The sequence below is a fragment of the Cupriavidus sp. KK10 genome (genome assembly GCF_018223725.1).
GTDB classification, from domain to species: domain Bacteria; phylum Pseudomonadota; class Gammaproteobacteria; order Burkholderiales; family Burkholderiaceae; genus Cupriavidus; species Cupriavidus necator.
The window spans coordinates 1,262,977-1,287,524 of record NZ_CP073678.1; the positions used below are offsets into that span (position 1 = coordinate 1,262,977).

The following is a 24,548-nucleotide window of genomic DNA, read 5'->3' on the forward strand; positions in this document are numbered from 1 at the left end:
CATGACAGTTGAGCGAGGTAGTAGATGGAACGAACTGGACCGCCACCGGATGAACTTTCATCGATCCGGTCGGCTGTGGAATGGGCAATTGCTACGCGACGTAGCGTTCGCGCCTATCTTCCGAAGCCTGTCCCACACGAGACCATCAAGGCAATTCTTGATGTGTCGCGCTATGCGGCGACGGGGGTGAACATTCAACCCTGGAAGGTACACGTGGTCATGGGCGACGCCCGAGACCGGGTCTGCGCCGCAATCGCCAAAGTCGACAACGATCCCGAGTTGGCGGATGCGCATGCCGATGAATGGGACTACTACCCAGAAGAGTGGGTGTCGCCCTATATCGACAGGCGTCGTGACATCGGATGGAAACTCTATGGCCTTCTTGGCATCGAGAAGGGTGACAAGCAGAGGATGCACGCGCAGCACGGCAGGAACTACCAGTTCTTCGATGCACCTGTCGGGCTGTTCTTCACGATCGACCGCGTGATGCAGCGCGGCAGTCTCCTCGACTACGGGATGTTCCTGCAGAACATCATGGTTGTCGCACGTACCTACGGTCTGAGCACCTGCCCTCAGGCCGCCTTCATGAAGTACCACAAGATCATCGAGCAAGAGCTTGGCTTGCCTCCAGAAGAAATGTTCCTGGTGGGCATGAGCCTGGGCTACGCCGACGAGAGTCGCATTGAGAACTCGCTCGTCTCTGAAAGGGCGCCTTCTTCCACCTTTACGGTTTATCACGCCACAGCTTTACCCGCAGATGGACCAATAGCACCACCAACGATATCCATTCTCAAATGGAGGAGACCATGAGTAACGAAGTTGATGTTCAAAGGATCACACAGAACGCGAGATTCTCGCGCTTCCATGGCTTGATCCTGTTCTGGTGTGTCCTGATTCTCGTGCTCGACGGATACGACTTGGCCGTTGTGGGCGCGGCATTACCGTCCATCATGAAACAGATGGGGGTGGATGCAGCAAAGGCCGGATTCATGGCGAGCTCGGCCCTGTTCGGCATGATGTTTGGGGCGATTTACCTCGGCACGCTGGCCGACAAGATCGGCCGGCCTGTGTCGATTTGCGTATGCATCGCGCTGTTCAGTTTCTTCACAGCCGCGGCCGGACTGACGCACGATCCGTTGAGCTTCAGCATTACCCGGTTCTTCGCAGGTCTCGGGATTGGCGGCGTGCTTCCCATCGTGACTGCTCAGATGGGTGAATATGCTCCGCGCAAGATCCGAGCCCGTCTCGTCACCCTGGTGTTCGCTGGGTATTCGATCGGCGGCATCCTTGTGGCGCTCACCGGCAAGCAACTGATTGAAGCCTATGGCTGGCAGTCCGTGTTCTTCATCGCCGGCACGCCCATCCTGATCATTCCCTTCGTCTTGCTGACCATGCCTGATTCGCTGGCGTTTCTGGTGCAGCGAAACCGTGCGGAGAAGCTCGTACAACTGATCAGGAAGATCGCGCCGGAGGTTCAAGTCAGTAGCCAAGACCGGTTCGTCATGCCCCAAGAGGCGATGGTGACCAAAGCCCCAGTGGCCAAGCTGTTTCAGGACGGACGTGGATTCAGCACAGTCATGATCTGGGTCGCCTTCTTCATGGGGCTGTTCATGGTGTACTCGTTGAGTTCGTGGCTCACAAAGTTGATGGCCATGTCGGGCTATAGCCTTGGGTCCGCACTTACCTTTGTGTTGGTTTTCAACATTGGTGCCGTGGTCGGTGCTGTGGGTGGTGGTTGGCTGGGCGACAAGTACAACATCAAATATGTACTGGTGGCCTTCTACGCGACCGGTGCAGTGTCGCTGGCGTTGATGGGTTACACGAAATCGACTGAGCTGCTCTTCCTTGTCGTGTTCGTCGTCGGTGCCTCCACCCTTGGAACACAGCTCCTGGCGTACGCATACGCCGGTGAGTTTTACCCCGCTTCGATTCGCTCGACCGGTGTGGGCTTTGCCTCCGGTATCGGCCGCCTCGGAGCGATCGCCGCACCCGTGCTGATCGGCATGCTGGTGGCGATGCGACTGCCTCTGGAGCAGAACTTCTTGGCGATCGGCCTTGCCGGCGTATTGGGCACCGTCGCGGTCATGATGATCGACCATCGCCGCGGCGCGGCCAACACACATGGCGCGGAAGCGCTTCCCTCACACGCCGACATCCCTTCGTCGGCAAGCAGTTGACCCATCACCCTCAGGAAATCATCCGATGCAGATCAGTAACAACGTATTCGTCGTAACCGGCGGCGGCTCTGGACTGGGAGCCGCAACTGCCCGATTGCTCTCTGAGCAAGGGGGCAAGGTGGTGATCGTCGACCTCGATCTGGAGGCCGCCGAAGCGATGGCTGAGGAACTCCGCTGCGCGTCTGTCTGTGCCGACGCGACGAGCGAAGAGGGAGCAAAAGACGTATTCAAAGCAGCAACCGCGCTGGGAACATTGCGCGGCCTGGTGAACTGCGCCGGTATCGCGCCCGCGGAGAAGGTAGTAGGCAAGCAGGGGCCGCACGCAATGAGTTCCTTCTTGCGCACCCTCAACATCAACCTGGGCGGCACGTTCAATATGGTTCGGCTGGCCGCCGAAATCATGCAACAGGAGCCACCCGACGACGATGGCGAGCGCGGTGTGATCATCAACACTGCGTCGGTTGCTGCGTTCGACGGCCAGATTGGGCAGGCCGCCTACGCCGCCTCGAAGGGCGGTGTGGTTGCGATGACCTTGCCGCTCGCGCGGGAGTTGGCCAGGTCCGGAATTCGGGTCGTGACGATTGCTCCAGGGATCATGGAAACCCCGATGCTGCTCAAGATGCCAGCCGATGTGCAAGAGGCGCTGGGTCGGTCCGTTCCGTTTCCTTCGCGCTTGGGTAAGGCGACGGAGTTCGCCGGTCTGGTCGAGCACGTGCTTGGCAATGGCTACTTGAATGGCGAGGTCATCCGGCTCGATGGCGCCATCCGGATGGCGGCAAAGTAAATCACCAGAACGGAGACCGAACATGAGTACAAACGATCCAGTCGTCATTCTGTCCGCCGCACGCACGCCGATCGGTGGCTTCCAAGGAGATCTCGCAAGCCTGACAGCCCCGGAACTGGGTGGGTTCGCTATTCGCGCAGCTGTTGAGCGCGCGCGTATCGATGCTGGCGCGATCCAGGAACTGCTGATGGGTTGCGTTCTCCCCGCCGGCGTTGGTCAGGCTCCTACGCGTCAGGCCTGCCTGAACGCGGGCCTTGCTGAATCGGTGACGTGTACGACGATCAGCAAGGTGTGCGGATCCGGCATGAAAGCCGTGATGCTGGCGCATGATTCGATCGCCGCTGGTACCAACGACGTGATGGTTGCTGGGGGCATGGAGTCGATGACGAACGCCCCCTATCTGCTGCCCAAAGCGCGCAAAGGGTATCGGCTCGGCCACGGGCAGTTGCTGGACCACATGTTCTTCGATGGACTGGAAGACCACTATCGAAATGACACACTCGGCCGGCTGATGGGTACGTTCGCCGAGGACTGTGCCGAGCGCTATGGCTTCTCGCGCGAAGCCCAGGACGAATGGGCCATTCTCTCGACCCAGCGTGCGAAGGCGGCGATCGAACGCGGTGATTTCGCATGGGAAACAACGCCGGTCATGGTCCAAGGTCGGACGGGCGAGGTCACGCTGCAGAGCGATGAGCAGCCGCCAAAGGTCAACCTTGAGAAGATTCCCTCGTTGAAGCCAGCCTTCAAAAAAGGGGGGACGGTGACGCCGGCGAACTCAAGCTCGATTTCGGACGGCGCTGCTGCGTTGGTGCTGGCGCGGGAATCGACTGCCAGGAAGCTGGGTGTGCAGCCACTCGCCCGAATCGTTGGCCACGCAACACATGCACAAGCACCGGCGGAGTTCACCACCGCTCCGGTAGGGGCCATCCAAAAGCTGCTTGGTCAGACCGGCTGGTCGACCGCAGATGTCGGTTTTTGGGAAATCAACGAGGCGTTCGCTGTAGTCACGATGGCGGCGATTCATGACCTGCGCTTGGACCCTGAGACCGTCAACGTTCATGGTGGAGCGTGCGCTCTTGGGCATCCCATCGGTGCGTCTGGCGCACGGATCCTTGTGACACTTCTTGGCGCCCTCAGGAAGGCGGAAAAGAAGCGTGGCGTGGCAAGCCTTTGTATCGGTGGCGGTGAGGCAACGGCGGTTGCGGTCGAGCTGTTGTAAGGAAAGGCCATCTGCCTCGCATTCGACGCGAGGCAGGTGGCGTCGTGAAGTTGTTGGTCGGAGCCAAATGTGAGTGAAGTGGTTTTGCGAAAGACGATCGACCGGGTCGGTTTCATTCAGATCAACCGCCCGGAAGCGCTGAATGCGCTCAATGACGATGTCATGGACGGAATTGGTGCTGCTGTTGATGCGTACGAGCGGGACGACAACATCGGATGCATCGTCCTGACCGGCAATGAGCGCGCGTTTGCAGCGGGTGCGGATGTTGCGCACATGAAGGATTTCGATTTCCAGAAGGTTTACAAAGGCAACTTCATCTCGAGAAATTGGGAGAAGGTTCGGGAGGCGAGAAAACCAGTTTTGGCCGCGGTGTCGGGTTACGCGTTGGGTGGCGGATGCGAACTGGCGATGATGTGCGATCTGATCTTTGCCTCGGATACGGCACGGTTCGGACAGCCCGAAATCAAGATTGGAACGATGCCTGGTGCTGGCGGAACGCAACGCCTGCCACGGCTTGTCGGCAAAGCCAAGGCAATGGACCTGTGTCTGACCTCGCGCATGGTTGATGCGGCCGAGGCTGAGCGTTGGGGCATTGTCTCGCGGGTCTATCCCTGCGATCGACTACTCGACGAAACGCTGGAAGCTGCCAAGCTGATTGCCAATTACTCGCTACCTGTAGTCATGATGATCAAGGAATCGATCAATCGGGCATACGAGGCATCTTTGGCTGAGGGCCTGCTCTTCGAGCGCCGCGCCTTTCATTCCACGTTTGGACTTGATGACCAGAAGGAAGGGATGTCCGCCTTCCTGACGAAACGGCAACCAACGTTGAAGCACCGCTGACAGCGGGTAGATGCTTAAGGTGTCGAGACCACAGAGCGGGCGGCATTCCAGAACGAAAACGACTGCCAGCTTGAACAAGGTTTTCTGTACATCAAGGAGTGGCCCAACCTGAATTTGGCAGGGCTACTCCAACATCTTCGACTGAATACGGCTCGAAATTTCCAATCGTCTTGCGCAAGACAATCCTGAGCAGGCCCGATCGGTATGGTCGTCATCGAGGTGCTTCGCCGCCATGCTCGTCAGTGACGACGTACCTCGCAGGACTATTTACTTGAACGAAAGCGACTCGTGGACAACTAGAAGTCCCGGCGTCTGCTAGGAGACAACGTCATGAAGTTCACCAAAGTCAGGCCGCAATGGCTTGCACCCACTGTGGCAACGCTATCGGCCTTGCTCGTCGTTGGTTGTGGAGGAGGCAGCGACTCTGTCGTAGCCGATGCCACGCCCCAGTTGACGCCAGCGCAGCAGTGCGCGGCGCTTCAAGGTTCAGCCGTACCAGCCTCCGCGATTGGTTTGCCAACGACTGGCGCCACGATCGCGTCGGCGACGCTCATTGCTGCGACGGCGTCGGGCAATACAAATGGCGAGTTCTGCAAGGTCTTGGGGGGGATTCATCCCGTGGACCCGGCCGCGCCGGACATCAAGTTCGAAGTTGATTTGCCGTCCACTTGGAACGGGAAATCTGTTCACTTCGGTGGTGGTGGGCTTGACGGGTCTGTCCCGGCCACAACAGGCTTCACAAAAACCGGCCTCACATCCTATGGCGAACCGAAGGGGGTTCTGACTCCGCTGGCGCGCGGATATGTGACGCTTGGCAGCGATAGCGGGCATGAAGGAAGCTTTGGGGATGGCCGGTTTGCTCAGAACGATGAGGCGTTGGCGAACTATGCCGGCGACCACATCAAGAAAACGCATGATGTCGCTCTGTTTTTAACCAAGCAGCGCTACGGGGCGACGTTCGCACATAGCTACTACATTGGTGGCTCTGGCGGCGGTCGCCAGGCGCTTATCGCTGCGCAGAAGTACGCCTCAGACTACGATGGCATCATTTCGACGTATCCCGCGTCCGGGATCATGGGGCTGGCCTTCCAAATGGGGCGCATCTCTCAGGCGTCACTTGCCCCAGGCGGCTTCATCAACGCAAACAAGGCCGCTATGCTCAAGAAGGCTGTGATGTCGGCCTGTGACAGTCTGGACGGCGCGACAGACGGCCTGATCAGCAATCCGAGTCTTTGTACGTTCGATCCGGCGACTGTGCGATGCCCAGGGGGCGCCGACACGGGCGACACTTGCCTGTCTGACGCTCAGATCAGCACTGTCAATACCATGGCCACGCCGCTGAAGACGAACTTTGATTTCGCAAACGGTATTCACAGCATTCCGGGTTACAACATCCTCGCAGGCACCGATTTCTGGAGTGGCTTCTTGTTACCGCTGGGGGACTCTCCAGCAGACGCCGTACTGGACCCTGGGACAAATGCAACTGCACAATGGTCGTTCTTCTATGCCTTCCCGAATAGCCTCGTGCGATACGCTATTGCAAGGGATCCCTCGCTCGATTTGATGTCCTTCAACTTCACGGATCCAGGGTTGCTCACCGCTAGGACACAGACGGTGAGTCAAATGATGGACTCCACGACTGTCAACCTGGACAACTTCAAGAACCGAGGTGGGAAGGTGATCCTTCAGCACGGGCAATCCGATCAGTTCATTCCGGCTCAAATGTCGATTGACTACTACAACCGATTGCTGGCGAACTATGGGCAGAATGCGTTGTCGTCATTCCTCAAGTTCTATCTGGTTCCCGGTGCCGCACATGGCACGGGCGGGCAGTTTGAGGCGGCATATGATGGGCTGACTGCTTTGGATAACTGGGTCACGAAAGCCACGGCTCCGCAGAATCTCGTCGTTACCGACTTGAACCCGCCCACTGCGGGGCGCACGCGGCCTCTGTGTGAGTACCCCCAGTGGCCAAAGTACGTCAGCGGGGACGTGAACGCCGCATCAAGCTATACGTGCTCCAATTGATCCACTGCCTGTGACAACATTGTCACAGGCGGATCAAGTCACTTCACAACTTCAGTCCTCTTGTGCTGCCGGCCGAAAACACGAGGCCGGCAGCACATCCGCTAAGCGCAAGAGGCTTGTAGAGGTAGTCGGCGCGACAGAAATCCTTGCGGAAGGCGAGGTCGGGGGTTGAGATCGTCCTCCACTAGCCGGTAGAGACGGTCGATTCCTGAAGGAAGCGACTACACAGTCGGAATCCTATAGACGGGCGCCTGTAAGCCTGAAACCCCTCGCAGACAAAAGGTGATGATGGCCGAGCCGTGGGCGGCTGCCTGGACAGCATCGGCTGTAGCGTTGTTGGTGAGCGGTGCCACCAGGCCTTCGAAAAGGCAGCCGACTATGCAGTCTGCCGATGCGGCGGCATCCTGTGCAGGGAACTCGCCATTCGCCATACCCTGCTCAATGATCGTCTTGAATACCCTGGCCAGTGCTCGGTGATAAGTGAGCCGGGCAGCCTCGACATCTGGCTCAACAGGTTCAGCGACTAGGGCGTAGGCTAAGCGTCGGCCTCGCAAGGCGCGACTCGCGAACGTCCATGCGGCCGCACCAAGACGTTCTAGTGCGGTCCCATCACGCATGGCGATACCAGCTACGACGTCGACTTCCCGTTGCGCCGTCGTTTTCACGAGTTCGACCAACAACTCGGTCTTGGACGGAAAGTAGCGGTACAACGTGCCGATCGCGATGCCTGCAGCCTCGGCAATCAACGACATCTGGGCTTCTCGGAACCCAGATTCCGCCACCAAATCTCGTGCGGCTTGGAGGATCAACGGATGTTTGTCGGCACCCCGCCGGCGAATCCGAATGCGCGGAGGGCTATGTGGAATTTCCATTTCAGTTATGCCTGCTTTTCGACGAGCAATTGTGCAGTACACCGCTCACCTTTATGGTGGCCATTATAGCGCTCTCCGTACAAACACCTAGCCGTGCTTCGCTTGACAGTATCCCTTTCGGGCCATAGTCTAAAGCGAATCAAGATTTCACTTAACGGAACGTCGAATCCCACTCGATCCCGACAGCTTCCCAGGTCGGAGGTCTGCCAAGGATCTGGAAGACTGGACTTCTGCACAGCGCTTGCCACATGCCAGCGGTATCAAGTCGGCGACGGGTGCTCAGCGCAAACAGGTGATCATGCAACTGCGCAATACTGGCTCCAAATGATGAACCACGTGAATGGCATGCAAGCCAAGCGAGCGGAACCGATGCGAGTTTCGCCCGTCGTCCTCTCGAAATCCAGCAGCTTGGTCGACTCCACCTTGCAGAATCGCAATGATGGTTTTTGCAAGCCTGGCCATCTAAGTCTGGAGGCGTTTCTTTTGCAGGCGCCCTGGTGCTCGAATCTGACCTCTGAGCAGAAGACTCGAGTTATGCGTGATAGCTTTGACCGATCCTACGATGCTGGTGCTGTTGCGTGCCATCGAGGGGATCCTGCCGACCACTGGCTTGCGGTGATGGAAGGGATCGTGAAGGTCGATACCGCCTCGAGAGAGGGGCGGATTATCACATTTGCGGGCGTTCCTGCCGGCTCGTGGTTCGGTGAGGGTGTTGTGCTGAAAGACGAGCCACGGCCCTATTCTGTTGTTGCGATCCGGGATAGTCGCCTAGCATTCGTACCCAAGTCGACATTCCTTTGGCTCCTTGAGCAGAGCCACTCGTTCAGCAGATACGTGATCGACCAACTCAACGCTCGATGTGGCTACTACGTTGGACTGGTGCACAACCTTCGGCTGCATGAAGCATCTGCGCGGGTGGCATTCTGTTTGGCAGAGCTTTTCAATCAGCAGCTCTATCCAGCCACGGACAAGACGTTGGGCTTCTCCCAGGAGGAAATTGGGAGGCTTTGCGGGCTTTCAAGGCAGAACACGAATCGGGCCATCCGCGAACTGGAAGATGCAGGGTTAGTGGTTGCTGAGTATGGGTCGATTCAGATACTGGATTTGGCGGCATTGCGTAGATTCGCACACTCCGGGGATTGAAGTGGCGCAAATGTTATCGGGTCCGCACGCTGATGCGCGAGGCGGATTTGCGCGCGCGATGGAAGACGTCCAACGCAAAGTCCTTGTGGCCGCAGCGCATGCTCATGCCACCGACAACGATCGGTCGACGCCCGCCCACAAAGGGCACATTCGGATCGACGGGTCGCTGCAGCCCCTCCTGGAGGAGTTCCTTCGAGTGGAAGGCGTATTCCGGGTACCGCTCTGGCAGCAGCCAGAGTCCCGGCTCGGGCACCCAAAGCGCCTCCATGGCCGGGCTTGGCCGGATGAAGGACGCGCCCCAGGCATGAGGGGTTGCGGCTCCAGTCGGGTGGGCGGCAGCGGCAGGGCAAGACCACGGTCTGCGGGCTCGGTCTCAATGCGGAGAAGCCATAGTGCACGGTAGTCCAGCCTATTTCGGTTTCCTACTCTAGAAAGAGTTAGCAGCCCCGTGCCGACTTTCTATAGCTCTTGCGACGTCGAACCACTCCCGGATCGCGTCGGCCACAACGCTTGGATCGCAAGTGGCGGCATCCGGAACGCACGCCAGAATGAGACCTTCGACGTCAAATATCCCTTCCGCCCATGCCCGCCAGGCATCGCGGTCGCGGGCTCGGATAGCGAGGTGCAGGTCTCGGATCGGGATGAAACGCATGGCTCAGGCTGGAAATGGTGGTGTCTCGTATTGGGACGTCCGCTCCCCGATTTCTTGACCCATCTACTGCTTACGTCAACCAAAAAGCGACGGTGAACCGGACCGTCAGGTTCTGGCTCAGCGTCACGGGATTTCACGCCGTTCCGGCTAATTCCGGATTTCCAGTCCAGCAAAAGCGCACGTAGTCCGGCTAATTCTGGTTTCCTACACTGTAGTATCCGAGCCGAGTTTGACGAGGTGGGAACGCATTAGACTCAGTGAACTCTCATCGCGGCTCAACGTGATCGCTGCGAATGCAGTGAGCCTCCCTCAACCGCGTTCGGTTCATTCTGCTCGATGTTGGAAGGTCCGTTGCCAAGGTATCCAGGCATATTTTTCCCTCCTGATCGGGCTGAGGCGGACGTTTCCCTGCAAGCCATGGTGGAAGCCGGAAAAAGGCCGGGTACGAACTTGAACCGGGCGACTTGCGGCCAGCGTGCAATGGAGACTATTCCGGATCCCCTAACCATTCAACTCTGCAGGTCTCGCCCAACGACTACGAATCTTTCTGTTGCGGACATGCGTTGTTGGCGCATTCGCGCGTCACAAGGACGGTTGCGCGAATTTTGCACCATACAATACGCTGCGATTGGTGCCGATGCGACAACAGAGTGGGTACCGTGAGAGCACTACCGCGTGGTCTGTCGAAGCGTATTATTCCTTCCAAGCCGACCCCGATGAACATAAAGCCGCGCATCCTCGGTGAGCTCACTTTTAGTCAAATGCCAGCAGAGAATCATGATGCAACGCCTTAACTACTTCCAGCAGCCCTCCGAACTGACCAAGAAGCTCATGGAGTTCGGCGCGCTGTTCCAGAAGACCACGATTGAAGAGCCCATTCGCGAGCTCGTCGAGATTCGCGCATCGCAGCTCAATGGCTGCGCGTTCTGCGTCGACATGCATATCAAGATGGCAAAGATCCACGGCGAGCGCGAATTGCGCCTGCATCATGTGGCGATCTGGCGCGAGTCGACCCTGTTCTCGCCGCGCGAACGCGCCGCGCTGGCCTGGACCGAGGTGCTGACGAGGCTTCCCGCCGACGGCGTGCCCGACGATATCTATGAGCGCGTGCGCACCCAGTACAGCGAGAAGGAACTGTCGGACCTCACTTTCCTGGTGGGGGCGATCAATACCTGGAATCGCCTGAACGTGGCGTTCCGCATGGTGCCTGGTTCGTCGGACAAGGCGTTCGGGCTCGACAAGGCCAATCTCGAGTGACGTCAAGAAGGCGATCGCCGCGTTTGCCGCATGCGGCTAGCGATGCTTCGCCCCTCCGTTCCGACGCGCCTCCTATACGCAAGTCTTGTCATGGCACGCCCGGTGCATGACTGCGTTTCGAGGACTGGACTGCTACGCTTGCACGCAAGGCAGACCACCACATCCTTCCGCCATGGACATCTCCGCCCAACGCAAGTCGTCCGCCGATGCATCCGGCGCCGTGCCGGAAGCGGCCCCGGCCGTCGTAGTCTTGCACCAGCGGCAGATGTATCCGCACTTATCTGCCGCCGATATCGCGCGCATCGCGCCCTATGGCCGGGAACAGACCTGGCAGGCCGGCGAGTACGTGGTACATACCGGGGATCCGGCCAATGGCATGATCCTCGTCATCGAAGGGCGTGTGCGCATCGTGCAGCGCGATGGCATCGGTAACAGCGCTCTGGCCTCCGAGCACGGGCCCGGCAATTTTCTGGCCGAAATCGGCCAGCTTTCTGGCACGCCCGAACTCGTCGACGGCATCGCCATCGAGGATGTGCGCGCCATCGTCGTGCGCCCGGCGTGCTTGCGCGCGCTGATGGTGGCCGAGGCCGCGCTCGGCGAGTTGATCATGCAGGCGATGATGCTGCGCCGCACGGCGCTGATCCAGCGTGGACGCGGGCCGACGCTGATCGGCCGTGGGAGCGATCCGGCCATGTTCGACCTCCAGGCGCTCCTGCGGCGTAACAACTATCCGTACTCGGTGGTTGATGTCGACGCCGATGCTGAAGCGGCGGAAATGCCCGGCAAGTTCGATGCCACCGATGACGATCTGCCGCTCGTCATCGACCCCAATGGCACGGTGCTGCGCCGTCCCGATACCACGCAGGTGCTGTCGTGCCTGGGGTTGCTGCCGCATATCGATGGCAGCCGGATCTATGATGTGGCGATCATCGGCGCGGGCCCGGCTGGGCTGGCGGCGGCGGTCTATGCGGCGTCGGAAGGGTTGCGCGTGATCGTGCTCGATGCGTTGTCGCCGGGCGGTCAGGCCGGTGCCAGTGCGCGCATCGAGAACTACCTGGGATTTCCCGCCGGCATTTCGGGCCATGCGCTTACCACCAATGCATGTGCGCAGGCGCAGAAGTTCGGCGCGCACATCGCCTTTCCCACGGAAATCGAACGGCTCGATTGCGGCGCCGTACACCAGTTGCGTACGCGGGCCGGCGATACGATCCAGGCGCTAACCGTCATCATCGCCAGCGGCGCCGCGTACCGCCGGCCGCCGATTCCGCGCCGGGCGGAGTTTGAAGGGAGTGGCGTCTACTACTGGGCGTCGCCGGTGGAAGCCAAGCTCTGCGCCAACCGGGAAGTCATGCTGGTGGGTGGCGGCAATTCCGCCGGCCAGGCCGCCGTGTTCCTGGGCGCCCATGTCGCGCACGTCCACGTTGTGATTCGCGGCGATAGCCTCGACACCAGCATGTCGCGCTACCTGGTCGACCGCATCGCCGCGCAGCGCAACATCACGGTCCATGCCCGCACCGAAGTGGTGGACCTCGAAGGCGATACGCGGCTGACAGGCGTAACCCTGCGTGATTGCAATATGGGCACGCAGATGACGATGCGGGTGCAGCACGTGTTCCTGTTTACTGGCGCGCAGCCGAACACATCGTGGCTGGACGGCTGCGATGTGGGGGTAGATGCCAAGGGGTTCGTGCTGACCGGAATAGACGCCGGGCTGCAGTCCAATACGCTAGAAACCTGCGTGTCGGGCGTCTTCGCCATCGGCGATGTCCGCTCCGGCTCGACCAAGCGCGTGGCCACTGCGGTGGGTGAGGGCGCAGCGGTTGTGTCGCAGATCCACGGCTATCTCGCTGTCGCTCGGGAAGCGGCCTGAGGCCATCTGGGCAGGCTCTCTGGGCGTCCGTGTTGTCTCGCTACTGGTGATTGGTACACGTCCCTGGGTATGCGCGAGGCGGGCCTTGCGTCGAAGGCTGTTCACTGCAGGGCACACGCCGCTGTGCGGCACAGGCGATCAAGCGAATCGATCCGGACCCCTGCGTCGGACGTTTTGTGAAGGCTTACTGAATTTCTTCCAAGTGCTCGTACCCCCAAAGGTATCCGTCGACGAGCCGCGTCACTGGACTAATGCGGAACCGACGGGTACCACATGTATACGCTCGTCCCGATCGTTGACCAGGAACATCTGTCGGCGATGATAACCGCTCATGGCCGCGTCGACGCCGGCGCGAGTCAAGCTAGTTGTCGCCTCGGTCATGCGGCCAATGGCTGTATATCGACGCTCCCAGAATGCGTCCGGACGATGGAATCGCGTTCGGGGTTCAGGGTCACTGCACCGATAGGAGTCCAGTTGCGCGTGGTGCCCGACCAGCGCTGCGGATTGCGTGCACGAGCCTGGAGATATACCTCGTGGCGGGCGGCGAGGATCGCGGCGTCTTCACCCGCATGACGCTGTGCGGGGCTGACGTAGCGGATGCCGCTGTGCCGGTGATCATGGTTATACCAATGCACGAAGCGCGAAGCCCAGGCGCGAGCCTCCTCGAGGTTGGCGAAGCCCTTGTCAGGGAACTCCGGCCGGTACTTCGCCGTGCGGAACAGGCTTTCGACATAGGCGTTGTCATCCCTGACGCGCGGGCGCGAGTACGACGGCTTGACGCCCAGCCAGTTCAACATCGCCAGGACAGTCGTGGCTTTCAGAGTCGAGCCGTTGTCGCCGTGCAGCACTGGCTTGGCCGTCATGGCGTGGATGCCCTCGGCCAGCGCAGTGCGCTTGACCAGGTGCGCCGCATGGTGGGCATCGACGCTGTCGTGCACCTCGAAGCCCACGATCTTGCGGCTGTACACGTCCAGAATCAGGTACAGGTAGAACCAGCGGCCAACGATCTCGGCGGGCAGGTACGTCAAGTCCCAACACCACAACTGGCGCGGTGTGGTGGCTATATGCGTCGTCGGTGGGCGGCTCTTGCGTGGCGCCTTGGCGCGGCCTCGGTGCTGGTTCTGCCCATGCGCGCGCAGGACACGCTGGAAGCTCGATTCGCTGGCAAGGTACACCCCTTCGTCGGCCAGCATGGGGACGATGCGCGCCGGGGGCATGTCGGCAAAGCGAGGCTCGTTGGCCACCTGCAGGATCTGCTCGCGCTCGGCTGGCGTCAGCGCATGGGCCGGCGTCGGCCGCACCGCGGCGGGCCTGCCATCACCCGATACGAGCCCGTGGTTGGCCTTCCAGCGCTGCAGGCTGCGTTGGTCGATGCCGGCGACCTCACAGGCCTGTTCTAGCCGCGCGCCGGCCTACTGGGCCGCCTCGATGTCCTGGGCCAGCGTCTGGCGATCTTCGAGCCCAATCATTCGTCCTCGCCTTTGTCTTTGTTGAAGATCGCCGAGACTTTTTTTGACAACACCAGCAACGCTGCTGTCTCAGCCAGGGCCTTGTCCTTGCGCCGCAATTCGCGCTCGAGCTCCTTGATGCGCCGGCGGTCTTCCTTGGTCTGCTGCGGACTGACGCGCTTCTCCGCGGGCTCGGCGAGCGCTTGCGTTGCGCTGTCGCGCCATTGCTGCAGTTGCTGTGGGTACACGCCGTGTTCGCGGCACCAGGCGCTGCGGGCTGACTCGTCCATGGCTGCCGTGAGGATCACGGCCTCCAGGCGAGCGGCAGCCGTCCAGCCGCGCTCGCGGGCGGGCTTGGCCAGTTCCTCACTGCGCCAGCGCTCCAGCGTATCTGCGCTCACTCCGATCTCCGGGGCGCTCTCCGGCGGCAGCAACCGCGCCACCGCTCTGTCCTTAAACACTTGTCCGTATCGAGCCAACTTGTTCTCTCATCATCGCCCCCTTACTGTGGAAACTGGCGGTGGAAGGCCGGCGCCTTCGGCGCCGGCCTTCCACCGCCACTAAGAGACTTGAAATCAGGAAAGATTCAAGTTCTTATCGGGCGACAACTGTTGTGCCGCGGGGGGACGCCTACTGAGCGGTTCGGAGGTTCTAGAGCCCGGGACTCGCCACGTCAACCCACAATTGGAGGAGGTGTAGCATGAGCAACCAACAAAAGGTCATTGTTATCACGTTGTCGCAACGGCCCGCTCCATCAAAGTGACTCACGACGCCGACCAGTTAGCCGTGGCAGGCGATATCGGCGAACCCGCTACCGCGCGCCGTGTAATCGATGAAACGATCAAACGCTTTGGACGTGTCGACACGCTAGTGAACAATACCGGCATTTTCGTCGCGAAGCCTTTCGCCGAATACACGGCCGAAGATTTCACGTCATTGATCAATGTGAACCTGGCGGGCTGCAAGAGCAGTCTGCCTTGGCGAATGGGGGCGGCAGGGAGAGAGCGACACGCCTGCGGCAGGGCCTGAACCAACGCGCCTGGTGCCTGACTAGCGGTTCTTCAGCGCCTCGGCAACCCCTGCGCCATAGGCGCGATCGGCCATCGTGCAATTGCGGATATGCCGCTGCTGCACCTCCTCGCTCGCGCCGCCGAGCGAGCGCGCCGTGTTGTCGAAGAGCTGCAGCTTCTGCTCGGGCGACATCAGTCGGAACAACGCCCCAGGCTGCGAGTAGTAGTCCTCGTCCGCGCGATGGTCCCAGTGCGCGGCTGCACCCGAGAGCGCCAGCGGCGGCTCCGCCAGCCGCGGGCTGTCGGCCCACTCGCCGCGGCTGTTGGGCACGATGCCGGGCAGCCCGCCCTGGTTGCCGTCCACGCGCATCGCGCCGTCGCGGTGATAGCTGTGCACCGGGCAGCGCGGGGCGTTTACCGGGATCTGGTGCGCGTTCACGCCCAGCCGGTAGCGGACCGCATCGCCGTAGCTGAAGAGCCGCCCCTGCAGCATCTTGTCCGGCGAGAAGCCAATGCCCGGCACGATGTTGGCAGGCGAGAACGCCGCCTGCTCCACATCGGCGAAGTAGTTGTCGGGGTTGCGGTTGAGCTCGAGCACACCCACCTCGATGAGCGGGTAGTCGCCGTGCGGCCAGACCTTGGTGAGGTCGAAGGGATTGAACGGGCAGACCTGCGCTTGCTGCTCGGTCATCACCTGGATGCACAACGTCCAGCGCGGGAAGTCGCCGCCGTCGATCGCCTCGAGCAGGTCGCGCTGCGCGCTCTCGCGGTCGTTGGCGACGATCGCGGCGGCCTGTGCGTCGGTGAGGTTACGGATGCCTTGCCGGCTGCGTAGGTGAAATTTCACCCAGTGCCGCTCGTTGTCCTCGTTGATGAGGCTGAACGTGTGGCTGCCGAAACCGTGCATGTGGCGATAGCCATCGGGCAAGCCGCGATCGCTCATCACTATGGTCACCTGGTGCAGCGCCTCGGGTAGCAGCGTCCAGAAGTCCCAGTTGTTCTGGGCGCTGCGCAGGTTGCTGCGCGGGTCGCGCTTGACTGCGTGGTTCAGGTCGGGAAATCGCAGCGGGTCGCGCAGGAAGAACACGGGCGTGTTGTTGCCCACCAGGTCCCAATTGCCTTCCTCGGTATAGAACTTCACCGCGAAGCCGCGGATGTCTCGCTCGGCATCCGCCGCGCCGCGCTCGCCGGCCACCGTGGAGAAGCGCACGAAGACGTCCGTCTTCTTGCCGATACTGGAGAAGAGCCTGGCCCTCGAGTACGCCGAGATGTCGTGCGTTACCGTGAAGTGGCCGAAAGCGCCGGAGCCCTTTGCGTGCATGCGCCGCTCGGGGATCACCTCGCGGTCGAAGTGGGCGAGCTTCTCGAGCAGCCAGATGTCTTGCAGCAGCGCGGGGCCGCGCACACCGGCGGTCTCGATGTTGAAGTTGTCGACAACGGGGGTGCCGTTGGCATGAGTGAGTTTGGTCATGGCAATGTGGGCAAGAAGAGGGGTTCAGTAGAGCGTCTTCAGGAGGGAGGACTGGAGGTCCAGAGTGGGAGTCGCGTCGATGGCCTCCACCTCAACGGTGGACCCGGCCATCGACGGCGCCGACTGATTCGAGGCAATCAGGCCTTGATAAAAGCAAGCAGGTCCGCGTTGATGACGCCCGCGTGCATTGTCGGCATGCCGTGCGGGAAGCCCTTGTAGGTCTTCAGCGTGGCGTTTTTTAGCAGCTTGGCCGATAGCGGCGCGGAATCGGCGTAGGGGACGATCTGGTCGTCGTCGCCGTGCATCACCAGCACCGGCAGGCCGATCTTCTTCAGGTCGTCGGTGAAGTCGGTCTGCGAGAACGCGACGATGCCGTCGTAGTGCGCCTTGGCGCTGCCCATCATCCCCTGGCGCCACCAGTTCTGGATGACGCCTTCCTGCGCCTTCACGCCCGGCCGGTTGAAGCCGTAGAACGGCCCAGCGGGAAGGTCGCGGTAGAACTGCGCCCGGTTCGTGGCCGTCTGCAGTTGCAGGCCGTCGAACACGTCCTTCGGCAGGCCGCCGGGATTCGACGCGGTCTTGACCATCAGCGGCGGCACGGCGTTAATGAGGCAGGCCTTCGCGGCCCGCTTCTCGCCGTGGCGAGCCAGATAGCGCACGACCTCGCCGCCGCCGGTCGAGTGGCCGACGTGGATCGCGCCCTTGAGGTCGAGATGGTTCACGACCGCGGCGAGGTCGTCGGCGTAGTGATCCATGTCGTGGCCGTTCCAGACTTGCGCTGAGCGGCCATGCCCGCGCCGATCGTGCGCGACGACACGATAGCCCTTGGAGAGGAAGAACATCATCTGCGCGTCCCAATCGTCGGAGCTCAGAGGCCATCCGTGCGAGAAGACGATCGGAGTGCCATTGGAGGGACCCAAATCCTTGTAGAAGATCTGGACCCCGTCTTTGGTGGTGACGTAGCTCATGGGTGGATTTCCTTCCCGAGTTTCAGCGCCATTCGGCGCAGTAGGAGCAGCGTACGCTGCGAATGGCAGCGCCACTGCTGCTGCAGTGCCTGCCCCAATGACCAACAACTGACGGCGCGTGACGCCAGCGAATCTAGGCTGAATTGGCGCGGGATCAATCTTCATGGCTATAGACCTGAGTGGAGACGCGATCAGTCTAGGCATGGTCTCCTCGACATGCGATATGCATCACGGGCAATTCGATGTTGCAGGATCTTCACCAAGTCGCGGCAACGCATCCAGCGCGCTCCGCTGGGTTGTTCACTGAGCTCAGCCATCCACGCGACCGGATCTTCAAATGCGCCGGCTCATTCTTGACTGACTCTCGCTGAGCGCGATTGGTACTTCGCGATCAACAGATTTGTCCACACCCAGCGCCTAGTGCAGTCGGGCATTTGCTTCTAGATTTCAACGCATCACGTCAGCATCGATGCATCGCATCGAAAGCCTCGCGGCGTGTTCGTTGTCCACCCAGTCCGAGGAGCCAACATGACCCAACGCAGCAACTACCAACAGCAGCCGTCGGAACCTTTCAAGAACCGTGACCACCGATGCGTTGCTCGCGCCACGCTTCAGTTGACGGCCGCGCTTGCGATGGCCGTTGCAAGTATCGCAACCGCGACGGCACATCCACAACCGGTAAAACCGGCGCAGTACACCGATCCGACCGAGCGCGCCATGCCCGTTCCCACGATGACACTCGATCTGGAACGCACCGCCCTGGTCGTGATCGACCCCCAGATCGACTTCATGAGCCCGAAGGGCGCCGCTTGGTCCGCTGTGGGTGAAGCCGTCACCGAGCAACGGCTCGTGCCGAACCTGCTGCGCCTGTTCGAGTCATCGAAGAAGGCGGGCATCGTCGTCGCGATCTCGCCTCACTACTACTACCCGCACGACCACCAATGGAAGTTCCAGGCCCCCGTCGAGCTCTTCCAGCACAAGATCAAGATCTTCGACAGGCCCAGCGCACTGAGCCTGGATGGGTTCCGCGGTTCGGGCGCGGACTTCATGCCCGAGTTCAAGCCCTACATCGAGGATGGCAAGACCATCGTCGCTTCGCCCCACAAGCTCTACAGCCCGCAGACCAACGATCTCACGTTCCAGCTTCGCAAGCAGGGCGTCACCAAGATCGTCCTCGCCGGGATGCTGGCCAACCTGTGCGTGGAGTCCCACTTGCGCGAGTTTGCGGAGCAAGGCTTCGAGGTGGCCATCGTGCGTGATGCGGTCGCGGCCCCGAAGCTGCCTGAGGGCGACGGCAATCTCAGCGCGCTGATCAACTTCCGCTACATCGCCAACGCGCTGTGGACGACCGACGAGGTCGTCGCCCGGCTCGCGAAGCCCACTGCGCGGTGACCTGTGATTGCCTCGCCCTCCTGGGATCACCGATGTACCATGCAGGCCGCATCGGCGTGCGAATTCGGTGGGGGTGGCCCAGTCCAGCGCAGAGTGGGGTCGACCCTCGTTCGTCTTGCCAAGTCTATTGACCCGGCAGGGGCACCAATGGCGCCGAGGAGACCTGTCGATCATCAGGCGTTGGTGAGAAAGCCCCCGCGCATTGAAGGTCCAGCGCCCGGATCGCTGCCGTCATGTGGTCGACGAACACGCGGATACGCGACGGCAGATGCTGACGGCTTAGGTAGCAGATGTAGTGGCCTTGGTCATCGGGTGCGTACTGTGGCATGGATTGAACCAGTTTCCCCTCGCGCAGCAGATCGCAGATCAGGTACCCGCCCAACTGAGCGATGCCTTTGCCTTGGAGGACGGCCTCCAGCACTAGCCCGTCATCGTTGAACATGAGGCGCGATGGCGGAGTCAGCTTGCGCGATCCCTCCTCCATCTTGAACTCCCATTCGTAGACGCGGCCCGACGGCAGACGGACGTTGATGCAGTCGTGCTGCATCAACGCGTCCGGCGACTCGGGCATACCGCGCCTTACCGCATACTCGGGCGAGGCGCACACCAAAGTCTGCATCGGGACGATCCGTTTCGCGACGATCCGGGAGTCAGCCAGGCGTCCGTTGAGAAACGAGACGTCGATGCGGTCCGACGTGAAGTCGCTCGCGATGCAGCTCAGGTGCAGCTCGATCTCGATGTCGGGGTACTTCTCCTGGAAACCCCACAGCAGCGGCGCAACCACCTTGCGGCCGAAGCCCACGGAAGCGGAGACCCGCAGGCGTCCTCTCGGCGGACCGTCGCGCAGATCGCGCAAGTCCTCCATCACCTCTGTGATGAGAGCGACGCTGGGCTGGCAGCGGGCATGGAGGATTTCGCCTTCGCGCGTGAGGGAAATGCTGCGCGTCGTCCGACTCAACAAACGCAAGCCGACCTGCGCCTCCAGCTTCTGGATGCAGCGGCTGACCGCGGAACGAGTGATCCCGAGCCGGTCAGCGGCCTTGGAAAAGCCGCCTTCGGCCACGACGGTGATAAAGGCGACGACTCCGGGATAGCTCGTCGCGAAACTCGATGCAAGCGCCTCCGAGTTGTCCGCACCGGCAGTCGCCAAAAGAGCGGACTGCCTGGCGAAGCAGGACTGAGCCTGGTAGCGACCGAGCCAGTCCTCGAACCGGATCGTGCCGATGCGGGGGTTCTCCCCGGGTGTGAGCGTCCGATCGGAGAGGAGGCCACCGAAGTAGCGCGCGTGGACATCCGGCACGACCTTGCGCGTATCCTGCGTCGCCCGCAGGAAGCGCCTGACCAGTTCGTCCAGCGGCATCGCCTCCGGGCCGGCGACTTCGACCGTGCCGTTGACCGGCGGCGCGACTGCAACGTCGGCAAGCGCCGCTGCCGCGTCCGCTGACGCGATCGGCTGGATCAGCGCCGGCGACAAGCGAATCTCCTTGCCTAGGGTGGCCAACTGGGCAGCCGACTGGGCAATGTCGCCGACAAGCTCGTAGAACTGGGTCGCACGCACGATGGTGTAGGGAATGCCGGACGCTTTGATGAGATTTTCCTGCGCGACCTTCGCCCGGAAATAGCCGCAGTCGGGGTGCCGTTCGCTACCAACGATCGACAGGGCCACATGATGGCGTACGCCGGCGGCAGCGCCCGCAGCCAGCAGGTTGCGGCTCGATGTCTCGAGAAGTTCGAGGGCAGCGTTGTTTTCCCATACTGGCGAGTTCGCCACATCGACGACGACCTCGGCGCCGTCGAGCGCTTTGGCCAAACCCTTGCAGGTGATGGTGTTGACGCCGGTGTCATGGACGGCTGCGAGCACGTCATGGCCGCGCTTGCGAAGGTCCTCTACAAGCTTCGTTCCGATGAAGCCGGTGCACCCGATGACGACAATCTTCATGTTTCTCTCCGTTTCTCGACGCAAACCGTTGCCGTCGATGTGCATGGAGGTTGCCCGCGCGATCCGGGGAGGTCCTTGCCTTCACCTTGAATTCCTCTGCAGGAAAGCTTGGTTCTTCGTCCAAGCGTTGCACGATCGGAATGAGATTCTCTTACCACCGGTTGCAGTATCATCCATGGACGGAATTCGCCAATTGCCCCCAACGTGGGAGCCGAATCGGCCAGGGGATGTCAAGTGCAGTTCGTGTTTGGAGACTACGTGATCGACCCGGAACGCCGGGAGCTTTCGCATCGCGCGAAAGTCGTGTCTGTCGGGCCGCAGGTCTTCGATCTACTGCTGTACCTCGTCAGGAACCGCGACCGTGTCGTCAGCAAGGACGACCTGCTGCAGGCGGTATGGCGCGGCCGAATCGTCTCGGAATCGACGATCACCAGTCACATCAATGCGGTTCGCAAGGCCATTGGCGACACCGGCGGAGAACAGCGCTTGGTCAGGACTGTCGCTCGCAAGGGTTTCCGCTTCGTCGGCGAGATCGGCGAACACATCTCCAGAGAATCGAGGGAGCCGCCGTCCGCGCTCCTCCCTCCGGGTAAACCCTCGATTACCGTATTGCCCTTTCAGAACCTGAGCGGCGATCCCGAGCAGGAGTATTTCGCCGACGGCGTGGTGGAGGACATCATCGCTGCGCTGTCGCGCATACGCTGGCTGTTCGTCATCGCGAGCGACTCGAGCTTCACCTACAAGGGCCGCGCAGTCGAGGTGATGGACGTCGGCCGCGAGCTTGGCGTGCGCTACGTGCTGGAAGGCAGCATGCGCAAGACCGGCAACAAGGTGCGCATCACAGGGCAGCTCATCGATGCCAGGACCGGGACACATCTCTGGGCGGAGCGCTTCGAAGGCACGCTGGACGACATCTTCGAACTGCAGGACCAGGTTGCGGAAAGCGTGGTTGGCGCCATCGCGCCGCAGCTCGAGCGGGCGGAAATCGAGCGTGCCAAGCGCAAGCCGACGGAGAACCTGTGCGCCTACGACTATTACCTGCGCGGCACCGCGCAGGTGCACAGCGGAACGCGCGAATTAATCGAGGCGGCGCTGCCCTTGTTCTACAAGGCCACCGAGCTCGATCCGGATTTCGCATCGGCCTACGGCATGGCGGCCTGGTGTTATATCTGGCGCAAGATGAATGGCTGGATGATCGATCAGCCCCGGGAGATTGCCGAGGGCACTCGCCTGGCGCGACTGGCGGTGGAGCTCGGCCGGGACGATGCTGTGGCGCTCACGAGAGGAGCTCATGCACTCGGGCATCTGACCGGCGACCTCGACGGCGGTATCGCGCTGTTCGACAGAGCTTTGCTGCTTAATCCGAACCACGCCCCTGCATGGTCTCTGTGTGGGTGCCTGCACGCTTGTCGCGGTGAAACAGACGCTGCGATTAAGTATTTGGCGCGTGCCGTTCGCTTGAGTCCATTGGATCCGGAAATGTTCAGGATGCAGGCTGGGATGGCGCTGGCACATTTCTTCGCAGGACGCTTCGACGCCGCTTCGGATTGGGCCGAAAGGGCCAAATGCAATCTACCGAGTTTCCTTGCACCGGTCGGCGTTCTGGCGGCGAGTCATGCGCTCGCTGGACGCATGGACAAAGCGAAGGAGGCGATGCAGCGCCTGCGCACGCTCGATCCGTCACTCCGCGTCTCCAATCTCAAGGACTGGCTTCCGATCCGTCGCCCAGAAGACCTGACCCAGTTTGCGGAGGGGCTTCGGCTGGCCGGATTGCCCGAGTGACTATGGCACGATTGCTCCTCGCCGATGGCGCATACCGGGCCGAGCAGAGCGTGCTCTCGAACGGTCGCATAGATCGCATGGATGAGACCGCGACGCCGGGGCGCAACTGTTCATGCATGAAGCTGGAGCCACCGCGGCCTTCCATATCTTCGACGAGAAGGTCCGGGCGGGCGGCGCCGCCATGACGACGCTCAACTCGCGTACCCCGCCGTGGAGTCAGGAAAACCTGGCCGAACTGGAGAATGGCTGGCGGGGGCCGTGGTGCTTCGGCTCGCAGCCCACGCTGGCCGACGTCTGCCTCGTACCGCAGGTCGCCAATGCGCTGCGCATGGGGTGCGATCTGTCGGCCTACCCGAAGGCGATGGCCGTCGTTGCACACGCCAACACGCATCCCGCGTTCGCTGCGGCCGCCCCGGCACGCCAGCCCGACTACAAAGCCTGAGCGCACGCCCGGGCCCAGGAGACCACGACATACCCTCCACTCAACCCCAGCAGAAAGTCCTCGTCATCGGCGGCGGCATTGGCGGACTCGCCGCAGCGCTTGCGCTGGCGAAGCAGGGCATCCGCATAGAACTGCTTGAGCAGGCCGACCAGATCGGCGAGATCGGCGCTGGCATCCAGCTTGCTGCCAACGCCTTCGCCGCGCTGGACGCGCTCGGCGTCGGCGAAGCCGCGCGCGGCCGCGCCGTGTTTACTGATCATCTGATCCTGAAGGATGCGCTTGATGCGAGCGAGGTGGCCCGCATCGAGGTCGGCGCCCAGTACCGTGAGCGAGTCGGCAATCCGTACGCGGTGATCCATCGCGCCGACATCCATCTGTCAATCCTCGAGGCGGTGCAGGACCATCCACTGATCACGTTCCGTACGAGCACGCGCGTCGACAGGTTGGAGCAGGACGCCAACGGCGTGACGGTCATCGACCAGCGCGACGAGCGTCATGCCGCCGACGCCGTGATCGGCTGCGACGGTGTCAAGTCCGCCATCCGCCAGACGCTGATCGGCGATGCGCCGCGCGTGACGGGCCACGTGGTCTACCGCTCCGTAGTCGATGTCGACAACATGCCAAAGGACCTGCAGGTCAACGCACCGGTGGTCTGGGCCGGTCCGCATTGCCACCTGGTCCACTATCCGCTGCGCGGCGGGCAGCAGTACAACCTCGTGGTCACGTTCCACAGCCGCGAGAAGGAGGAGTGGGGCGTGAAGGACGGCAGCAAGGAGGAGGTGCCGTCGTACTTCGAGGGCATTCATCCTCTGCCGCACCAAATGCTTGACCGGCCGACCTCGTGGAAGCGCTGGGCAACGGCCGACCGGGACCCGGGGGAGCGCTGGAGTTTCGGTCGCGCGACCCTCCTCGGCGACGCCGCCCATCCGATGACGCAGTACGTTGCGCAGGGCGCCTGCCAGGCGCTGGAGGACGCCGTCACGCTTGGTGCTGCCGTGCAGGAAACGAACGGCGACTTCGAGGCTGCATTCAAGCTGTACGCGCAGGCCCGAGTCTCGCGCACTGCACGCGTGGTGTACGCTACCCGCGACATGGGCCGCGTATACCACGCCAAGGGCGTCGATCGTCTGGTGCGCAATTCGCTGTGGACTGGCCGCGCGCAGTCGCAGTTCTACGACGCGTTGCAGTGGTTGCACGGCTGGCGGGCTGAGAAATGCCTGAGCCAGACACCGTGGTTGTGAGAACGAGGGT

At 61.6% G+C, this 24,548-nt stretch carries 17 protein-coding genes and 4 pseudogenes; 14 read left to right on the forward strand and 7 right to left on the reverse strand.

Features of this window, described 5'->3' with window-relative positions:
• The first annotated feature begins 24 nt into the window (after positions 1-24).
• The 6 genes from KB879_RS37290 to KB879_RS37315 all read left to right on the forward strand — a co-directional run bounded on the left by KB879_RS37290 (position 25) and on the right by KB879_RS37315 (position 7,051).
• The gene (locus KB879_RS37290; protein WP_211982893.1) at positions 25-810 is read left to right on the forward strand and encodes a nitroreductase; all 786 of its coding nucleotides are present in this window, start codon (positions 25-27) and stop codon (positions 808-810) included.
• Positions 807-2,177 carry an MFS transporter gene (locus tag KB879_RS37295; protein ID WP_211982896.1) on the forward strand — a complete coding sequence of 457 codons (1,371 nt, stop codon included), beginning with the start codon at positions 807-809 and terminating at the stop codon, positions 2,175-2,177. Before KB879_RS37290 ends, KB879_RS37295 begins: the two co-directional genes overlap by 4 nt.
• A gap of 25 nt (positions 2,178-2,202) precedes the next feature.
• Positions 2,203-2,961 (forward strand): SDR family NAD(P)-dependent oxidoreductase, encoded by a 759-nt coding sequence (locus KB879_RS37300; protein ID WP_211982898.1) that lies wholly within the window; start codon positions 2,203-2,205, stop codon positions 2,959-2,961.
• A 22-nt stretch (positions 2,962-2,983) separates the two neighbouring features.
• Positions 2,984-4,180, forward strand: a complete 1,197-nt coding sequence (locus KB879_RS37305) for an acetyl-CoA C-acyltransferase (RefSeq protein WP_211982900.1) — start codon at positions 2,984-2,986, stop codon at positions 4,178-4,180.
• A gap of 69 nt (positions 4,181-4,249) precedes the next feature.
• Entirely contained in the window at positions 4,250-5,023 is a 774-nt protein-coding gene (locus KB879_RS37310) for an enoyl-CoA hydratase (protein ID WP_211982902.1), read from the forward strand.
• A 330-nt stretch (positions 5,024-5,353) separates the two neighbouring features.
• Positions 5,354-7,051, forward strand: a complete 1,698-nt coding sequence (locus KB879_RS37315; protein WP_211982904.1) for a tannase/feruloyl esterase family alpha/beta hydrolase — start codon at positions 5,354-5,356, stop codon at positions 7,049-7,051.
• A gap of 221 nt (positions 7,052-7,272) precedes the next feature.
• Here the strand turns inward: KB879_RS37315 and KB879_RS37320 are convergent, their stop codons facing one another.
• A complete protein-coding gene (locus KB879_RS37320; RefSeq protein WP_249221406.1) occupies positions 7,273-7,803 on the reverse strand; it encodes a TetR/AcrR family transcriptional regulator in 531 nt (176 codons plus the stop codon).
• 465 nt (positions 7,804-8,268) lie between these two features.
• Between KB879_RS37320 and KB879_RS37325 the strand changes: the two genes are divergently transcribed.
• On the forward strand, positions 8,269-9,066 hold the full coding sequence (locus KB879_RS37325; protein ID WP_371827437.1) for a Crp/Fnr family transcriptional regulator: 798 nt from the start codon (positions 8,269-8,271) through the stop codon (positions 9,064-9,066).
• Positions 9,067-9,079: 13 nt separating this feature from the next.
• Here KB879_RS37325 and KB879_RS37330 read toward each other — a convergent pair whose 3' ends face one another.
• Positions 9,080-9,334, reverse strand: coding sequence for a hypothetical protein (locus KB879_RS37330; RefSeq protein WP_211982908.1), 255 nt, complete (start codon positions 9,332-9,334; stop codon positions 9,080-9,082).
• 1,161 nt (positions 9,335-10,495) lie between these two features.
• Here KB879_RS37330 and KB879_RS37335 point away from each other — a divergent pair.
• Entirely contained in the window at positions 10,496-10,975 is a 480-nt protein-coding gene (locus KB879_RS37335; protein ID WP_211982909.1) for a carboxymuconolactone decarboxylase family protein, read from the forward strand.
• A gap of 376 nt (positions 10,976-11,351) precedes the next feature.
• The gene (locus KB879_RS37340; protein WP_249221407.1) at positions 11,352-12,845 is read left to right on the forward strand and encodes an FAD-dependent oxidoreductase; all 1,494 of its coding nucleotides are present in this window, start codon (positions 11,352-11,354) and stop codon (positions 12,843-12,845) included.
• A gap of 377 nt (positions 12,846-13,222) precedes the next feature.
• On the opposite strand, the pseudogene KB879_RS37345 reads toward KB879_RS37340, so the two are convergent.
• Positions 13,223-14,772, reverse strand: a pseudogene (locus KB879_RS37345) (IS3 family transposase).
• Between the two features lie 247 nt (positions 14,773-15,019).
• Between KB879_RS37345 and KB879_RS37350 the strand changes: the two are divergent.
• A pseudogene (locus KB879_RS37350) lies at positions 15,020-15,253 on the forward strand (SDR family NAD(P)-dependent oxidoreductase); the annotation flags it as partial.
• Positions 15,254-15,343: 90 nt separating this feature from the next.
• On the opposite strand, the gene KB879_RS37355 reads toward KB879_RS37350, so the two are convergent.
• Both KB879_RS37355 and KB879_RS37360 read right to left on the reverse strand, forming a co-directional pair.
• Positions 15,344-16,774, reverse strand: a complete 1,431-nt coding sequence (locus KB879_RS37355; RefSeq protein WP_211982911.1) for a catalase — start codon at positions 16,772-16,774, stop codon at positions 15,344-15,346.
• Positions 16,775-16,911: 137 nt separating this feature from the next.
• A complete protein-coding gene (locus tag KB879_RS37360) occupies positions 16,912-17,742 on the reverse strand; it encodes an alpha/beta fold hydrolase (RefSeq protein ID WP_211982912.1) in 831 nt (276 codons plus the stop codon).
• Positions 17,743-18,270: 528 nt separating this feature from the next.
• On the opposite strand from KB879_RS37360, the gene KB879_RS37365 reads away from it, so the two are divergent.
• Complete coding sequence (locus tag KB879_RS37365) at positions 18,271-19,134, forward strand: isochorismatase family cysteine hydrolase (RefSeq protein WP_211982913.1); 864 nt, start codon at positions 18,271-18,273, stop codon at positions 19,132-19,134.
• Between the two features lie 124 nt (positions 19,135-19,258).
• Here KB879_RS37365 and KB879_RS37370 read toward each other — a convergent pair whose 3' ends face one another.
• The gene (locus tag KB879_RS37370; protein WP_371827480.1) at positions 19,259-20,197 is read right to left on the reverse strand and encodes a LysR family transcriptional regulator; all 939 of its coding nucleotides are present in this window, start codon (positions 20,195-20,197) and stop codon (positions 19,259-19,261) included.
• A 117-nt stretch (positions 20,198-20,314) separates the two neighbouring features.
• A pseudogene (locus KB879_RS37375) lies at positions 20,315-21,073 on the reverse strand (SDR family oxidoreductase); the annotation flags it as partial.
• A gap of 234 nt (positions 21,074-21,307) precedes the next feature.
• On the opposite strand from KB879_RS37375, the gene KB879_RS37380 reads away from it, so the two are divergent.
• The 3 genes and pseudogenes from KB879_RS37380 (at position 21,308) to KB879_RS37390 (ending at position 24,538) form a co-directional block, all read left to right on the forward strand.
• Entirely contained in the window at positions 21,308-22,855 is a 1,548-nt protein-coding gene (locus KB879_RS37380) for a winged helix-turn-helix domain-containing protein (protein ID WP_211982915.1), read from the forward strand.
• Positions 22,856-23,105: 250 nt separating this feature from the next.
• A pseudogene (locus tag KB879_RS37385) lies at positions 23,106-23,297 on the forward strand (maleylacetoacetate isomerase); the annotation flags it as partial.
• Positions 23,298-23,326: 29 nt separating this feature from the next.
• Positions 23,327-24,538, forward strand: a complete 1,212-nt coding sequence (locus KB879_RS37390; protein WP_211984537.1) for a 3-hydroxybenzoate 6-monooxygenase — start codon at positions 23,327-23,329, stop codon at positions 24,536-24,538.
• Positions 24,539-24,548: the final 10 nt, after the last annotated feature.

What these genes read in the sequence shown, in the direction of transcription:
- KB879_RS37290 (WP_211982893.1), top strand. Translation starts at nt 25, where the DNA reads ATGGAACGAACTGGACCGCCACCGGATGAACTTTCATCGATCCGGTCG.
- KB879_RS37295 (WP_211982896.1), top strand. Translation starts at nt 807, where the DNA reads ATGAGTAACGAAGTTGATGTTCAAAGGATCACACAGAACGCGAGATTC.
- KB879_RS37300 (WP_211982898.1), top strand. Translation starts at nt 2,203, where the DNA reads ATGCAGATCAGTAACAACGTATTCGTCGTAACCGGCGGCGGCTCTGGA.
- KB879_RS37305 (WP_211982900.1), top strand. Translation starts at nt 2,984, where the DNA reads ATGAGTACAAACGATCCAGTCGTCATTCTGTCCGCCGCACGCACGCCG.
- KB879_RS37315 (WP_211982904.1), top strand. Translation starts at nt 5,354, where the DNA reads ATGAAGTTCACCAAAGTCAGGCCGCAATGGCTTGCACCCACTGTGGCA.
- KB879_RS37320 (WP_249221406.1), bottom strand. Translation starts at nt 7,803, where the DNA reads ATGTCGTTGATTGCCGAGGCTGCAGGCATCGCGATCGGCACGTTGTAC.
- KB879_RS37325 (WP_371827437.1), top strand. Translation starts at nt 8,269, where the DNA reads ATGCAAGCCAAGCGAGCGGAACCGATGCGAGTTTCGCCCGTCGTCCTC.
- KB879_RS37330 (WP_211982908.1), bottom strand. Translation starts at nt 9,334, where the DNA reads ATGGAGGCGCTTTGGGTGCCCGAGCCGGGACTCTGGCTGCTGCCAGAG.
- KB879_RS37335 (WP_211982909.1), top strand. Translation starts at nt 10,496, where the DNA reads ATGATGCAACGCCTTAACTACTTCCAGCAGCCCTCCGAACTGACCAAG.
- KB879_RS37340 (WP_249221407.1), top strand. Translation starts at nt 11,352, where the DNA reads ATGATCCTCGTCATCGAAGGGCGTGTGCGCATCGTGCAGCGCGATGGC.
- KB879_RS37355 (WP_211982911.1), bottom strand. Translation starts at nt 16,774, where the DNA reads ATGACCAAACTCACTCATGCCAACGGCACCCCCGTTGTCGACAACTTC.
- KB879_RS37360 (WP_211982912.1), bottom strand. Translation starts at nt 17,742, where the DNA reads ATGAGCTACGTCACCACCAAAGACGGGGTCCAGATCTTCTACAAGGAT.
- KB879_RS37365 (WP_211982913.1), top strand. Translation starts at nt 18,271, where the DNA reads ATGACCCAACGCAGCAACTACCAACAGCAGCCGTCGGAACCTTTCAAG.